Annotated in this window: 12 protein-coding genes; 11 read left to right on the forward strand and 1 reads right to left on the reverse strand. The window is 42.4% G+C overall.

The genetic code is table 11. The features are described 5' to 3' along the window. The first annotated feature begins 9 nt into the window (after positions 1–9). Genes ABFG93_RS14480 through ABFG93_RS14490 form a run of 3 tightly spaced genes read left to right on the forward strand, consistent with a single transcriptional unit; the run spans position 10 to position 4,011 of the window. The gene (locus ABFG93_RS14480) at positions 10–1,008 is read left to right on the forward strand and encodes a sugar-binding protein (RefSeq protein WP_347548731.1); all 999 of its coding nucleotides are present in this window, start codon (positions 10–12) and stop codon (positions 1,006–1,008) included. After that, on the forward strand, positions 1,005–2,453 hold the full coding sequence (locus tag ABFG93_RS14485) for a sensor histidine kinase (protein WP_347548732.1): 1,449 nt from the start codon (positions 1,005–1,007) through the stop codon (positions 2,451–2,453). Before ABFG93_RS14480 ends, ABFG93_RS14485 begins: the two co-directional genes overlap by 4 nt. Then, positions 2,446–4,011, forward strand: coding sequence for a response regulator (locus ABFG93_RS14490; RefSeq protein ID WP_347548733.1), 1,566 nt, complete (start codon positions 2,446–2,448; stop codon positions 4,009–4,011). The genes ABFG93_RS14485 and ABFG93_RS14490 overlap by 8 nt, the downstream gene beginning before the upstream one ends. A gap of 48 nt (positions 4,012–4,059) precedes the next feature. Here ABFG93_RS14490 and ABFG93_RS14495 read toward each other — a convergent pair whose 3' ends face one another. After that, positions 4,060–4,659: a YdcF family protein gene (locus ABFG93_RS14495; RefSeq protein ID WP_347548734.1), complete on the reverse strand. Its 600-nt coding sequence runs from the start codon at positions 4,657–4,659 to the stop codon at positions 4,060–4,062. A 388-nt stretch (positions 4,660–5,047) separates the two neighbouring features. Between ABFG93_RS14495 and ABFG93_RS14500 the strand changes: the two genes are divergently transcribed. The 8 genes from ABFG93_RS14500 (at position 5,048) to ABFG93_RS14535 (ending at position 15,476) form a co-directional block, all read left to right on the forward strand. After that, entirely contained in the window at positions 5,048–6,349 is a 1,302-nt protein-coding gene (locus ABFG93_RS14500) for an ABC transporter substrate-binding protein (protein WP_347548735.1), read from the forward strand. Between the two features lie 58 nt (positions 6,350–6,407). After that, entirely contained in the window at positions 6,408–7,373 is a 966-nt protein-coding gene (locus ABFG93_RS14505; protein WP_347548736.1) for a carbohydrate ABC transporter permease, read from the forward strand. Next, complete coding sequence (locus ABFG93_RS14510) at positions 7,373–8,194, forward strand: carbohydrate ABC transporter permease (protein WP_347548737.1); 822 nt, start codon at positions 7,373–7,375, stop codon at positions 8,192–8,194. Before ABFG93_RS14505 ends, ABFG93_RS14510 begins: the two co-directional genes overlap by 1 nt. A 158-nt stretch (positions 8,195–8,352) precedes the next feature. Continuing rightward, positions 8,353–9,798, forward strand: a complete 1,446-nt coding sequence (locus ABFG93_RS14515) for a circularly permuted type 2 ATP-grasp protein (protein WP_347548738.1) — start codon at positions 8,353–8,355, stop codon at positions 9,796–9,798. A gap of 21 nt (positions 9,799–9,819) precedes the next feature. Then, entirely contained in the window at positions 9,820–10,785 is a 966-nt protein-coding gene (locus ABFG93_RS14520; protein WP_347548739.1) for an alpha-E domain-containing protein, read from the forward strand. Next, positions 10,782–11,648 (forward strand): transglutaminase family protein, encoded by an 867-nt coding sequence (locus tag ABFG93_RS14525; protein WP_347548740.1) that lies wholly within the window; start codon positions 10,782–10,784, stop codon positions 11,646–11,648. Before ABFG93_RS14520 ends, ABFG93_RS14525 begins: the two co-directional genes overlap by 4 nt. A 347-nt stretch (positions 11,649–11,995) precedes the next feature. After that, on the forward strand, positions 11,996–14,962 hold the full coding sequence (fdhF, locus tag ABFG93_RS14530) for a formate dehydrogenase subunit alpha (protein ID WP_347548741.1): 2,967 nt from the start codon (positions 11,996–11,998) through the stop codon (positions 14,960–14,962). Beyond that, positions 14,946–15,476, forward strand: coding sequence for a DUF1641 domain-containing protein (locus ABFG93_RS14535; protein ID WP_347548742.1), 531 nt, complete (start codon positions 14,946–14,948; stop codon positions 15,474–15,476). Before fdhF ends, ABFG93_RS14535 begins: the two co-directional genes overlap by 17 nt. Positions 15,477–15,505 lie beyond the last annotated feature (29 nt).

Here is a 15,505-nt window from a genome sequence, read left to right on the forward strand (position 1 = left end):
GGAAGAAGAATGGCACGCTTGGTATATGGTGTTGGTAGTTTGCTTGTAATTCTGTCATTTTCCTTTTTTGTTTTCTATTCTGTAAGGGCTTTCAACATCACGCCTGAGCGATCTTCTGCTTCCTATGTTGAGCCAGACTATCATTTTGTTCTTGTAACAGAGGAGATGGACAATGATTACTGGCGTCTTGTTGAAGAGGGGGCGCGAAAGGCAGCGGAAGAATACAATGTTGCGCTGGAATACACAGGCCCGAAGCAAGCCAATCTTGCTGAGCATATCAAAACGATCGAAATGGCAGCCGCTGCAAGAGTTGATGGCATCATGGCACAGGGACTGAATCAGGATGTATCTCCAGCGCTTATTAACCGCGTTGTTGAAAAAGGCATTCCTTTTCTCACAGTTGATACGGATGCACCTAACAGCAAACGTTTTGCGTACATTGGCACAGATAATTACTATGCCGGCTTTCTTGCAGGGCAGGCCCTATTGAAAGATACAGAGGGAGACGTGAATGTTGGCATCATTACAGGAAGATTCGACTCTGCCAATCAGAAGCTGCGCGTGGAAGGGTTTAAAGATGCCATCCAAGACGATGAAAGAGTAAAAGTCGTCGCGATTGACGCCTCCCAGATTACTAGAATTCAGGCTGCAGAGAAAACCTATGAAATGATCAAAGAGCATCCGGAGGTAAATGCTTTCTATGGAACCAGTGCACTGGACGCCATTGGAATTGTACAGGTACTTGAAAGCATTGGTATGACTGATCGGGTCTACGTTATCGGGTTCGATGTTCTTCCTGAAACCATTAAACTAATAGAAGAGGGAAAGCTTGAAGCGACAGTTGTTCAAAAACCATATGAGATGGGATTTGAAGCGGTGAAGCTGATGGTTGAATTAAAAGAAGGGAAAGAAGTTTCCACTTATCATCACACACTCACAGAGGTAATTCATTTAGAAGACATCAATCGAATCAACGACACTACCCCAGGAGGGATCAGGCTGCCATGAAAATCCAGGCAAGGTTTATTCTCTTTTTCACACTGCTTGTTGTCCTCATGAACGGTGTCGCCTTTTACCTCTTTCATAATAGTCAGCGAACGATAGATGACTATCACACTAGCTTTCAGCGATTTATAGTCTTAAACGAGCTTTCACAACAAACGAATAAGGTGTATGAGGCGATGAATGCGTATCTGACAGAAAGAACGCAGAATGAATTGAAAGCGTATGCTGAAGAACGTAAAACATTATCCAGGAAGAAAGACGAGCTTCTTGAAAATGTGAAGAATGAATCGAATTACCTTACAGTAACCAACTATGAGAATATGATTGAGAGTTTTTTGCTTGAGTGTGACATTACTGTTCAAGCTTTTCAAAGACAGGACATCAATCAGTACTCAGGTCATTTGAATGAATCAGCCCAGATTTCAAAGTATATTCAGGAGACCACACTGACCCTTATTAACTCGGAGCTCACAGAATACCGATCGTTTTATAACCAGATGGATCAGAAAAGTAATTATTTACAATGGATGGGCATCTCTCTATTCGTATCGATGATTTTGTTTAGTCTTGTCATGGCATTCTGGTTTTCTCGCGGCATTACTGCTCCTATCCATGAGCTTGCTGCTGCAGCTCGTAAACTCTCAAAAGGAGATTTCACTGCTGAAAAGGTCGTTGTTAAATCCAAGAATGAACTTCAATTGCTCGCAGATACATTCTATCGGATGCAGGAAAACATAAGAGGTTTAATTAAAGAAATCAAGCAAAAGTCTGAACTCGATCAGCTTTTAAAAGAAATGGAGCTTAAGAGTCTTCAAAGTCAGATCAACCCACATTTTCTATTCAACACGTTAAACACGATCTCACGGAGAGCCTATATTGAAGGAGCCGATCGAACGAGTGAGCTTATTGAATCTGTTTCAGCATTACTTCGTTACAATCTTGGAAATCTTAATAAAGATGTGACGCTAAGAGATGAAATCAATATTGTAAAAGAGTACTTTTTTATCCAACAGTCCCGGTTTGGTGATCGTGTGTCCTTTGATGTCATTACAGATGATGAGGTGCTTGATTGTAAAATCCCCGTGCTCACGTTACAGCCGATTGTGGAAAATGCGTTTATTCACGGAGTTGAAGCATACGAAGAAGGCGGGAAAATTGCCTTACACGTCTATGCGATTCAGGGAGAAGTGGTCGTTGAAGTGATTGACAATGGTGTAGGAATGGCTAAGGAACGTTTAGTAGAAATTCTCTCAGATGAAGAAAGAGTAGAACAGGAGAACAGACGGGGACACTCCACTGGTCTTGGTATGAAAAACGTGAAGAAACGAATTGAACTTTTTACCAGTCAGGCTGGAAAAATGACGGTTGAATCTTCTCCAGAATCAGGGACGATTGTCCGTTTGAATCTGCCTTATTCCGTCGTCAGAGGAGGCGAGCGATATGCTTAAAGTGATGGTAGTCGATGATGAGCAAGTAGAAAGGGAAGCGCTCGGGACGATGATCACACGTGAATATGGAGATCATGTCACCATTAAAGAAGCGAAAAATGGACGAGAAGCGATAGAACGTGCGGGAATTTTTCAACCGGATATTATGTTCATGGATATTAAAATGCCGGGGATCGATGGGGTTGAAGCAGTTAAAACCATTAAAAAGCAACTGCCTGGTGTTCGCTTTATTATGCTGTCTGCCTTCGATACATTCGACTATGCGCGAGAGGTTATGCAGCAGGGGGTGAAGGAATATTTACTAAAGCCAGGACGCAAAAAGGAAATTCTTGCTGCGTTTGAGCGAATTTCAGCCGAGCTTATGGTTGAACGAAAGCAGCAGGCTGAAAAAGTACATATGGAGCATCAACTTGCGAAAGCCATTCATTTCCTTGAGAGCGAGTGGGTGAACTCTATATTGATGAATCAAGTGACGGAATTTAGTCCAGATGAGTGGAGTGAACTGCTCGGTGTTCCTCTAACAGCAGGGTTTGCCCTTGTGTTTAAATTTCCCGGTGAAGACGACAAGGTGTGGAGTGACATGTGTCATCGGATAAAGAAAAAGATGAAAGAGAGGGGCCCTGGTGAAGTAATGTTTGGTGTGCGAGAGAAGCGCTACTTTCCATGTTTTCTTTTTAGCGAAACCCTTAAAGAGAAGGATAAGCGGATCAAAGGAATACTACAGCCGTATCTTAGGAATCTGCTTCATCAGTTTTCAAAAGAGTTCGATGCTGCCGTATGTGCTGGAATAGGACGACCTTATACAGTAGCATCTCAGTATGTCGACTCTTATCGAGAAGCACTTCATGCTGTTAATACGGTGGCTCACGATGACGAAGTCACCTATGTGTTCTATCAGGAAGGAAACAACCTCATACATCAAGAACAGGATGTGATCCACGAGCAGGAAACGAAACTTATTACTGCGATTAATAATGGAGACTTTGCGAAAGCCACACAGGAATTGGAGTTTTATTTTGAGGCGTTATCAGGATTTGAGTGTGCAGGATTTGTCCAAAAGTTAAATGAACTTTTCCTTGTTGCAGAGCGCATGATGAAGAATAATGGCATCTCCCTCGCTTCTTATACATATCTTCATGCAGAAAACATAAAAGATGGTAGAAAGTTTGCAAGAGAAAAGCTGCATAAGTTAAATGAAAGTGTGCAGTCGTGGCGTTCAATGCATGGCGGAGATCGTTTAGAACAGGTGAAGCAATACATTCACCTCCATTACCATGAACAGTTAACCCTCGAGGATGCTGCTGAGCACGTTCGTCTCAGTCCTTATTATGTAAGCAAATTATTTAAAGACAGGAGCGGCATGACATTTATTGACTACGTCACTGAAGTAAGGGTTGAAGCGGCAAAGCGTACGATGATTGATCCTTTAAAAAGCCTTAAAGAAATTTGTTATGAGGTTGGGTACAAAGATCCTAACTATTTTAGTAGAGTGTTTAAACGAAAAACAGGTGTGTCTCCATCGCAGTACCGTGATAGGTTAAACGTTATTAAGTCATAAAAGCTCTGTTAGCTCGTCCAGCTAACAGAGCATAAAAGGCCACAGGTTTCATATGGCCGGACCATCTTTAATAATGCCTTTTTTTACATAGTTTGAAATCGAGTTCACCTCTTTCAATACTCGTGCTTTCTCAATAGGATCTGTCCACCAATTCGAACGCTGTCCTACTTTGCGATCATCTGCACAGAGTGTGTAATCAATCCAGTCAGGCATGTACGTTTTTAACGTTAATAAACAGCGTTTCATATGGAAAGGCGAGCTTACAATCAGCAGCCTTTTTAACGTATGCAGACCGAATGCCCGTTGAAGGACCATAAGCGAAGCTAACACATTTTCAGTTGTGTTGGCCGCTTCAAGTTCAAGAAGAATGTGTTCCTCGCGCACACCTAAATCAATCAGATGATTTCTCATCCAGATAGCTTCAGGTGTCTCATTTTCCCCCCATCGTGCTGCCGATCCTGTTACAAGGATAGCGGGAGCGCGCTTATTGTGATACAATCTGGCTGCCTTTTCGACTCGATGAATGGTTTTCGCACCAAATATGAGAATACAGTCCCCAGACTTTCCGTCATCGCTCGTGTCATCAAACATAAAAGTCGTCAGCTCTTCTATTGATAGACGATCAGTGTTCATTTCTGATAACCTCATTGCTCTCTCTCCTCGTCCTATACGATCAATTCTTCTCTTACTATCACATTCGACTCTATCCAGTAAAAGACCTTTTATCCCAGCCTTAAGGGTCAGTAAAACCCCCACCTCAAAATGTAAATCAATCGAGACGTTTAGGTGGGGGTCAACTGCCCCTAAAGGTCCGATTGGTTCAACTAACCATCAGAGGGGGATGAAGCAAAACCCCCTCTGAAGGAAGTTTCACATGATCCTCCTGAACGTAAGAAGCTTCAGGATATGTACTAGCTTATGTATACGACCACAAGAAAGTGAAGATGATGACAAAAATATGAAGGCGCTTACAAAGTTAGTGCGTAATCCCCTTTGATAAACTAATAGTAATAAATGACCTGGGGGGATTTAACGTATGAGAGGTAGATTTAGTAAGTTCACGGGATGGTTTCTTGTTCTCATTTTGGCACTTGTGCCGCTTGCTGCCTGTTCTAGTTCCGGAGAAACGAATAGTAGCGGAAGCGAGGGAGGCTCCGGAGGTGAGGAAACACTGGATATTTTCAGCTGGTGGACAGGAGCTGGTGAAGAAGACGGTCTGAATGCGTTAATCGACTTATTTAAGGAAAAATATCCAGATATTGAAGTAGAAAATGCAGCTGTTGCTGGAGGAGCAGGTACAAATGCAAAGGCAGTCCTTGCTAGCCGTATGCAGGGTGACGATCCTCCCGCAACGTTCCAGGTTCACGGTGGTTCCGAGCTAAATGATGGTTGGGTAGCTGCGGGAAAAATGGAAACGCTTAACGACCTTTATGAAGCTGAAGGATGGGAAGATAAGTTTCCTGAGGATTTAATTGAGCTAGTTAGTAAAGATGGCGATATTTACTCTGTGCCAGTTAATATTCACCGCGGAAATGTGCTCTGGTACAACACGAAAGTATTTGAAGAGAATGGCGTAGAGCCGCCTGCCACGTTCGAAGAGTTTTTCACCGCTGCCGATAAGCTTCAAGAAGCTGGCGTAACACCGCTTGCACTTGGAGACAAAGAACCATGGACTGCGACTCATCTATTTGAAACGGCGCTTCTAGGTACACTTGGAGCAGATGATTATAAAAAGCTGTTTACTGGTGAGCTGTCCTTTAGCGATCCTAAAGTAAAAGAAGCCGTTGAAAATTTCAAGAAAATGCTAGGCTATATAAATGAAGATCATAGCTCGAGAAACTGGCAGGATGCTTCTCAGCTTGTCGCAGATGGTGAAGCTGCTATGAATGTGATGGGAGATTGGGCAAAAGGTTATTTTGTAAACGATCTTAACCTAAAAGTGAAAGAAGACTTTGGGTGGGTAGCAACGCCAGGTACAGACGGTATGTTTATGGTTATCACAGATACATTTGGCCTGCCAAAAGGCGTTTCAAATCCTGAAGACGTTAAGAAATTCTTATCTGTACTCGGTTCTGTTGAAGGACAGGATGCGTTTAATCCTTTAAAAGGGTCCATTCCTGCTCGTGTCGATGCGGATCTATCGAACTATGATGAGTATGGAAAAGAAACAATTGAAGACTTTAAGAGTGCAAGTCTAGCACCAAGCCTTGCGCACGGATCTGCAGCACCTGAAGGCTTTGTTACAAAAGTGAATCAGGCGATTAATATCTTTGTTACCCAACAGGAGGTTGATCAGTTCATTAGCTCGTTGGAAGATGCGTCTGGTGATCTAAAGTAAAAAAAGCTGGGAGAAGGATCGTTCTTCTCCCTTTTTCTATAGCGGGAGGAAATAAACTATGAAAAGTGAAACGACGGTGGAACAGTCAGTACGTACAGCAACAACTCGCAAAAGGCGTTCTTTAACGAAAGACCACTGGCTTGCGATTGGCTTCCTTGTTCCTTCGATTCTATTAGTCGGTGTTTTCGTATACGGGTTTATAGGCTGGACCGGTTATGTATCGTTGAGCAATTGGAACTCGCTTGTGCCGGATTTTTCATTCGTTGGACTTAAAAATTATATTTACCTGTTTGGTGACTTTCGCTTTCAGGCTGATTTGAGGAATACGTTATTTTTTACGATTCTCTTTATTCTAGCGGTCATTGTTGTTGGTCAATTTCTTGCGATTCTTCTTGATCAAAAAATTCAGCAGGAGTCCCTGTTCAGAAACATTTTCTTCTTTCCAATGGCGCTTTCCTTCGTCGTAACAGGGGTTGTGTGGCAGTGGTTGCTAAACCCTTCAACCGGAGTGAATCTGTTTCTTGAAAAGATAGGACTTGATTCCAAATGGTATACCGATACGACCATTTTCCCCGCAATTGGCTGGGGGAAGATTGAGTTTGGAATCCCTATTGCAATGATTGCGGTTGTGATTGCAGCTGTCTGGCAAATGACCGGCTTCTCTGTTGCGATGTATCTTGCCGGTTTACGTGGCGTTCCGGAAGAAGTACGTGAAGCGGCACGAATGGATGGCGCAAATGAATTTCAAGTGTACTGGAAAATCATTATGCCAATTCTTCGACCGATTACGGTAAGCGTTATTATCATTATGGCACACATCTCATTGAAGATTTTCGATTTGATTTATGCCATGACCGGTCCTGGAGCGAATTTTGTTACAGATGTTCCCGGTGTATATATGTATGAGACAACGTTCCGCGGAAACTACTATGCGAACGGTGCCGCGATTGCAATTGTGATGCTTCTTGCCGTAGCAATCTTTATTGTTCCTTATCTTTGGTCGAGTCGAAAGGGGGAAGCATAATGGCGCTAAGATCGTTCACACGCCCGCTTCTTTATGTGCTACTAATCGCTTTATCATGTTTTTATTTGATGCCCGTTTACGTCATGATTATTACGAGTCTCAAACCACTTGATGAAGTAACGTTAAGTCAGATGTGGCAGCTACCAACTACATTTGATTTTAGCAGCTATGCAGAAGCTTTTACGAAGCTTGCTCCGAATCTATTAAATAGTTTTTATCTCGTTATTCCAGCAACTTTCCTATCTGCCCTTATTGGCTCTTTAAACGGATATGTTCTTTCAAAGTGGAAATTTAAAGGTGCAAACGCATTGTTTACGATTATTTTATTTGGAATGTTTATTCCTTATCAGAGCATTTTAATTCCGCTTATTCAATTCCTTAGAGAAATTGGGCTCTATAACTCGATTGCTGGACTGGTGTTTGTTCATGTGGTGTACGGCATTCCAATTACAACACTTATGTTTCGGAATTTTTATGCGAGTATACCGGATTCTATGATTGAATCTGCGAAAATTGATGGTGCTGGATTTATCGGAATCTATCGTTTCATTATGGTACCCCTGTCGATTACGGGATTTGTTGTTGTCGCAATCTGGCAGTTTACGAATATCTGGAATGAATTCCTGTTCGCCGTAACCATTACAACATCTGATCAGCAGCCTGTTATGGTAGCCCTTCAGAACTTATCCGGCAGTCAGATTGTTCAGTGGAATGTTCAGATGGCAGGTGCGCTTCTTGCCGCACTTCCAACCTTACTTGTATACATTTTCCTCGGGAAATTCTTTGTGAAAGGACTGCTTGCCGGTTCTGTAAAAGGATAATTAGAGAGATTGAAAAGAGCAGCAGATGCTGTTCTTTTTTGTTTGAAATATAATCAAAATAGAGGAATTTTGACTCTCAATCTTGAAATTTGTTAGAATAGTGCGAAAAATGGGTAAGGTTTACGAAAATATGATACATAAGTGGAGGGGGAGTGCGAGTGTTTAATTCGTATAAGATCGATGGGTATTTTGATGAAATGCTTGAAAACGGCAAGGAACCGAGAGGGCATTGCAAGCCATTCCATGAAAAGATAAACGAAGTTTCACCTGAAGAACTTCAATCGAGATATGAGCTTGCGCAGAGTGATTTTCTCCGTCAGGGCATTACGTTTACCGTTTATAGTGATAACGAAGGAACTGAACGAACGATGCCGTTTGATTTTGTTCCGAAAATTATTCCTCCAGAAGAATGGCAGGAGCTTGAACGCGGATTAATGCAGCGATTTGATGCGCTTAATGCCTTTCTTGATGATGTTTATCATGAACAAAACATTTTAAAAGACGGCATCATTCCGCGTGATATTGTGGTAAATTGCCAGCATTTCTTCCACCAGGTCGCAGGCATTGACCTTCCTAGAAGGCAGCACATTTTTATGGCGGGCATCGATTTGATTCGAGATGACAGTGGAGAATATCGTGTATTAGAAGATAATCTCCGCAATCCTTCTGGCCTCTCTTATGTCTTCCAGAACCGATATGTCATGCGAAAAGTTTATCCGGAATTTTTTAACCAGTATTCTGTTCAATCGCTTGAACAGCAGTTCTCATATCTTCACTCAGCGATGGCTTCACTCGCACCAGAGAGCAGTCAAAATCCTACGATTGTATTGCTAACGCCAGGCGTGCATAACTCTGCTTATTATGATCATTCTTTCATTGCTCAAAGAACGGGGATTGAGCTTGTTGAAGGTAGAGATCTTGTCGTCCGTGAGCGTGAAGTATATATGAAAACGGCTCGTGGCTTGAAAAAAGTAGACGTCATTTATCGTAGAATCGACGATGAATTCCTGGATCCATTAGAATTTCGTGAGGACTCTCTTATAGGAGTTCCAGGACTAATTGATGTTTATCGAGCAGGAAACGTCTCGATTCTAAACGGGATTGGAAATGGTGTGGCAGATGATAAAGCGATTTATCATTTTGTTCCTGATATGATCCGCTATTATTTAAATGAAGAACCACTCGTAAAGAATGTCGACACCTATCTCCTTAGATATGAAGATCAGTTGAACTATGTGCTTGATCATCTTTCTGAACTGGTCGTTAAACATACAAATGCTTCAGGTGGCTATAACATGTTAATTGGTCCGCATGCCACTCCGGAAGAGATCGAAGCTTACAGGAAGCAGATTCTTGAAAATCCATCTGAATTTATCGCCCAGCCAACGATTAAGCTATCGCGACTTCCAGCCTTTAAGGAGGATCGCTTTGCAGCATGCCATGTCGATCTTCGCGTCTTTATTTTTGGAGGAGAAAAGACCCATGTATTCCCGGGTGGACTCACACGTGTGGCGTTGAAAGAAGGTTCCCTCGTAGTGAATTCTTCACAGGGCGGCGGTGCGAAGGATACGTGGGTACTTGAAGAAAATCCGATTAATGTGTAAATAAGGGAAGGAGTGGCATTCATGCTCAGCCGAGTGGCAGATTCACTGTATTGGTTAACACGAAATGTAGAACGTGCAGAAAACAATGCGAGGTTAATTGCGGTTAAGTTGACGAGTCGTCTTGAGAATGCGAATCCGATTGAGGAAATGAATCAAAACTGGTATGAGCTTATTGAGATAAGTGGGTTTCAGGAAGTATTTGATCAGAAGTATGAGCGTTCAAGCGACCATAATGTGATAGAATTTCTACTTTTTTCAATGGAAAATCCGAACTCGATTTTAAATGCGATAACGATCGGAAGAGAAAACGCTCGTGCTGTCCGTGAAATCATCCCCAACGAACTATGGGAAAGCATTAATTCGTTTTATTTAAAATTAAAGCGACATAGCCATACTCCCTGGACAATGGATGATGTCAGTGACATCTGTGAACTTGTGAAGAAGGAATCACTGCTTTTTCAGGGAATCGTGGAAGCAACAATGCCACGAGGAGATGCTTATCTTTTCATGGAAATGGGTAAACATCTGGAAAGAGCTGAGAAAGCAGCCCGCATATTGGACGTCTACTATCATAAAGATTTAGAAAGCTATCAGAATAAGGAAATTGTTGAGTATCATCACTGGTGGTCTGTTCTTCAATCGGTTAGTGGCCATGAAGCGTATATTAAAACGTACAGACCGCTGATCAAGAGTCGTAATGTAGCAGAATTTTTCATTTTGAACGCAGAATTTCCTCGCTCGATGATGTACTGCATTCAGAAGGTCCGTAATGCCTTCGTAGCGCTTGAAGATGGTCATGTTGAACATTACTCAGAATCGCTTGCACAGGAACTGGAGCACCTGGCGAATGATTTGTATGACTTTTCAATTGAAGAAATTCTGGGCCAGGGCGCCCATACATTTCTTCAAAGCTTTCAGCACAGGTGCATGACAATTGGCATGCATATTACAAAAACCTATTATCTGGGGGAAGTTGTGATACCATGAAATACGAAGTTACCCAAACGAACACCTACCAATATGATTTGCCAGTAAGGCAGAGTATTAATCAGTTCAGGTTGAGGCCACTTCATGATCAGCAGCAGACGCTTCACGCCTACAACGTTCTGATTAACCCTGTTAGTGAAACTTATGGCCATACGGATTATTGGGGTAATTATGTTGAAACGTTCTATCTGTGGGGGGAGCATCAGGACCTTGAGATTGAAACGGTATCTACAGTGGAAATACAACCTCTCAACATTGATGTCACCTTACCACTTACTGATGAACAGCGAAATGAACTCCATTCTGAGTCGTTCAAGCAAGCTCATAATGAGTTTATGGTCGAAACGGAATATACAACGATCTCAAACCGTGTGATGGAAGAGGAAACAGCAAGCCTCTTGGAAAACGCCAGAGATGAGCTTGATTTTGCTGTGAAGTTAAACGAACATATTTATAACACAATGGAATATGTTTCTGGAGCAACAAACGTTGAAACAACAGCAGAGAAAATTTTAACGCACAGGACAGGCGTTTGTCAGGATTACACCCATCTTATGCTTGCGCTTTGCAGGTATCGGGGTATCCCTGCCCGCTATGTAAGCGGTTATATCTACATTGGTGAAAATTCAGCTTACCGCGGAGATGCCGCTACGCATGCATGGCTTGAAGTGAAGTTTCCGGGATTACCATGGATCGGGCTCGACCCTACTAATAACGCAATTGCAGCCGAACAGCATATTCGTATTGCGGTAGGTCGGGATTATCGTGACATTTCTCCGTTAAAAGGTGTCTATATTGGCGGGGCACATACGCTTAACGTAAGCGTTGGCGTGAAAAATTTAGAAGAGCGGGTCAGCGGGTAAGAATGCTGCCCGTTTTTTTAGTTCCACGTTACTTGTGAACCCAGCCTTAAGGGTCAGTAAAACCCACACCTAAAGTATAAATCAATCGAGACGTTTAGGTGGGGGTCAACTGTCCCTAAAGGTCCGATTGGTTCAACTAATCATCAGAGGGGGATGAAGCAAAACCCCCTCTGATGGAAGTTTCACTTTATGCAAGCATGCGTTTCACGCGATCCCTAATTAACTTAAATAACAGAGAAAACGATCAAAATTCTTCATCATTATCTTGCAAAAATATGTCTAAAGTTTCTAGATGTAGGGTAAATGAAGAGGAGTGAGTTCAGAATATTAGAAAAGGGTGATGTCATTTGTCAGATTCCATTCATATAACGATTAATGGTCGAAGCACTGCCGTTGACGAGAGCAAGAGTGTTCTTCAGGCATTGAACGAAAACGAGCTTGATTTGCCAAGCATTTGTTATCATCCAAGTCTTGGGGCAATTGAAACGTGTGACACGTGTATGGTTGAGGTGAACGGAGAGATTGTAAGGGGTTGTTCGACGAAATTATCCAATGGAGATAGCATTAATATGACTGCTTCGCACGTGAAGGAAGCTCAAAACATTGCTATGGACCGAATTCTTTATAATCACGAGCTTTATTGTACCGTATGTGATTACAACAACGGAACGTGTGAAGTACATAATACAGTTAAACAAATGAAAATGAATCACCAGAGTATCCCGTTTGAATCAAAGCCAGATCCTGTTGACAATTCAAACCCCTTCTATCGTTACGATCCAGATCAATGTATTCTATGCGGTCGCTGTGTTGAGGCGTGTCAGGATGTACAGGTAACCGAAACGCTCACGATTGACTGGGAACGAGAACGTCCTCGTGTCATCTGGGATAACGATGTTGCAATCAACGAATCTTCTTGTGTTTCATGTGGACACTGTTCAACCGTATGTCCATGTAATGCGATGATGGAGAAGGGTATGGAAGGCGAAACAGGATTATTAACAGGGATTCAAAAAGACACGCTACGTCCAATGATTGAGTTAACGAAAAACGTTGAAACTGGCTATAATTCAATTCTTGCGATTTCAGATATGGAATCTGCCATGCGCGAAAATGACATTAAGAAAACAAAGACCGTTTGTACATATTGTGGTGTCGGCTGTAGCTTTGATGTTTGGACTAAAGGCCGCGATATTTTAAAGGTAGAGCCACAGGCTGAAGCGCCAGCGAACGGCATTTCAACATGTGTGAAAGGAAAGTTTGGGTGGGACTACGTCAACAGTGACGAGCGTCTAACTAAACCTCTCATTAGAGAAGGGGATTCTTTCCGTGAAGCAGAATGGGAAGAAGCACTTCAGCTCATTAGCAGCAAATTCGCTGAAGTCAAAGAGAACCATGGCTCGAATGCGTTGTCCTTCATTAGTTCTTCCAAGTGTACGAATGAAGAGTCATATTTAATGCAGAAACTTGGTCGAAGCATTATTGGAACGAATAACATTGATAACTGCTCACGTTATTGCCAGACGCCTGCAACGGTAGGTTTATTTAGAACAGTTGGCCATGGTGGTGATGCGGGCTCAATTAAAGACATTGAGATGTCAGAACTCGTCATTGTCATTGGGTCGAATACATCTGAATCACATCCGGTCCTTTCAACAAGAGTGAAAAGTTCTAATAAGCTTCATGGCCAAAAACTAATTGTATCTGACTTAAGGAAGCATGAGATGGCGGAACGATCGGATCTATTTGTTCGCCCATCATCAGGGACTGACCTTGTCTGGTTATCTGCTGTAACAAAATACATCATCGACCAGGGCTGGGCTGACGAAGCATTTCTGAAGGATCGCGTTAATGGACTTGATGACTATATCGCAAGTCTTGATCAATACACGATGAGCTATGCTTCTGAGGTAACTGGAATCGCTGAAGAAAAGTTAATTCAGATTGCTGAAATGATCCATGAAGCGAAGACAACCGTTGCTCTCTGGGCTATGGGAGTGACGCAACATGGTGGAGGGGCTGACACAAGTACAGCTATTTCCAATCTGCTTCTTGTGACAGGAAATTATGGAAAACCGGGGACAGGTGCTTACCCACTTCGCGGACATAACAACGTTCAGGGTGCAAGTGACTTTGGAAGTATGCCAGATAAAATGCCTGGATATGAAAATGTCACTGACGAGAAGGTACGCGAAAAGTATGAAAAAGCATGGGGTACACCATTACCGCAGGAAATTGGTTTGAACAACCACGAAATGGTTGAGCATATCCATGAAGGAAAATTAAAAGCGATGTACTTAAAAGGAGAGGATATGGGGATTGTTGACTCAAACATCAACCATGTACATGCTGCATTCGAAAAGCTGGACTTTTTCGTTGTACAGGATCTTTTCCTAACGAAGACCGCAGAATTTGCTGATGTGGTTCTTCCAGCAAGTCCGAGTCTTGAAAAGGAAGGGACATTTACGAACACAGAGCGTCGTTTCCAGCGTTTATACCAGGCACTTGAACCACTAGGAGATTCTAAACCTGACTGGCAAATCATTATGGACATTGCGAATGAGATGGGCGCAGGATGGGACTATTCAGATCCGAGCGAGATTATGACTGAAGCTGTTCAGCTTGCTAATATGTTCGCAGGTGTTTCGTATGAGCGTCTTGAAGGATATAACAGTCAACAGTGGCCGGTTTATGCAGATGGGAAAGATTCTCCACTCTTATTCATGGATGAGTTTCCGTTCCCTGATGGAAAAGCACGTCTCTTCCCTGTTGAATGGACGAAGCCGCTTGAATTTGAAGACCAGTATGATCTTCATGTTAATAATGGACGCTTACTCGAACATTTCCACGAAGGCAATATGACATACAAAAACGAAGGCATCACGTCAAAAACACCGAGTACGTTTGTTGAAGTGTCACCTGAGCTTGCCGAGGAACGCGGACTTACAGATGGCACGTTAGTAAGATTAACTTCTCCTTATGGAGCTGTAAAAATCAAATGTTTAGTAACCAATCGTGTTCAAGGAAAAGAAATCTATATTCCGCTAAATGATAGTGATGATGCAGCTGTCAACCTATTAACAAGCAGTTATGCTGATAAAGATACGGATACTCCAGTATATAAAGAATTAAAAGCGAAGATGGAAATTCTTCAAGATAAGGGAACCTCTCCTCTTCCAAAGATCAATCACCGATATGGGAACCCGCAACCACAGAAAGGTGTTATGGTTGAACGAAAATGGGCAAGAAAAGACTATATGTTCCCCGGGGATATGGTGACGAAGGAGGCAACCAATTATGGCAAAAGCCATTAAGCAAATCAGACGGATTGAGCTCTCGGCAGAGGAACAACGAGCAAATGATTTAAGAGAGATTGAAGATGCTCTGATTGAGAACAAAGATGCGCTTCTCCAGGCTCTAAATGTTGTTGGGGGAATGAAGGAGCGAGGTGTCCTTTCTCTTCTTAGTGGATTGTTTGGGGAAGGTGACCGTGTTCTAAAAGTGATTGTTGATTTATTGAATGTGCCCGAAAATACGACTGCTTTAAAGAACCTCATGCTCCTGTTCGGTGTTGCTGGAAAAATCAATGTTGAGGAACTCGAACCTCTTCTTTTAAAAGTAAATAAGGGGATTGAAAATGTTTCAAAGCATTCGGAAGATGCTCAAAAGACAGGTTATCTGGATTTGCTTAGACTCCTGAAAGATCCGGAAGTGAATCGCTCCTTAACGATTCTGATCACGTTTCTAAAAGGAATGGGCCAGTCGACTGAGCAAGAAGAACAGGTTAGTGATAAAGCGAGAGCGTCAGAAACGAGACAGGATATTTAGTCTTACACCAACCTTATATAGTTGTAAAA

It is taken from the genome of Pseudalkalibacillus hwajinpoensis (genome assembly GCF_039851965.1).
In the GTDB taxonomy this organism is placed as follows: Bacteria; Bacillota; Bacilli; order Bacillales; family Guptibacillaceae; genus Guptibacillus; species Guptibacillus hwajinpoensis_E.

Coding starts and splice junctions, on each gene's coding strand:
- ABFG93_RS14520 (WP_347548739.1), top strand. CDS start 9,820: ATGCTCAGCCGAGTGGCAGATTCACTGTATTGGTTAACACGAAATGTA.
- ABFG93_RS14480 (WP_347548731.1), top strand. CDS start 10: ATGGCACGCTTGGTATATGGTGTTGGTAGTTTGCTTGTAATTCTGTCA.
- ABFG93_RS14495 (WP_347548734.1), bottom strand. CDS start 4,659: ATGAGGTTATCAGAAATGAACACTGATCGTCTATCAATAGAAGAGCTG.
- ABFG93_RS14510 (WP_347548737.1), top strand. CDS start 7,373: ATGGCGCTAAGATCGTTCACACGCCCGCTTCTTTATGTGCTACTAATC.
- ABFG93_RS14500 (WP_347548735.1), top strand. CDS start 5,048: ATGAGAGGTAGATTTAGTAAGTTCACGGGATGGTTTCTTGTTCTCATT.
- ABFG93_RS14505 (WP_347548736.1), top strand. CDS start 6,408: ATGAAAAGTGAAACGACGGTGGAACAGTCAGTACGTACAGCAACAACT.
- ABFG93_RS14485 (WP_347548732.1), top strand. CDS start 1,005: ATGAAAATCCAGGCAAGGTTTATTCTCTTTTTCACACTGCTTGTTGTC.
- ABFG93_RS14525 (WP_347548740.1), top strand. CDS start 10,782: ATGAAATACGAAGTTACCCAAACGAACACCTACCAATATGATTTGCCA.
- ABFG93_RS14490 (WP_347548733.1), top strand. CDS start 2,446: ATGCTTAAAGTGATGGTAGTCGATGATGAGCAAGTAGAAAGGGAAGCG.
- ABFG93_RS14535 (WP_347548742.1), top strand. CDS start 14,946: ATGGCAAAAGCCATTAAGCAAATCAGACGGATTGAGCTCTCGGCAGAG.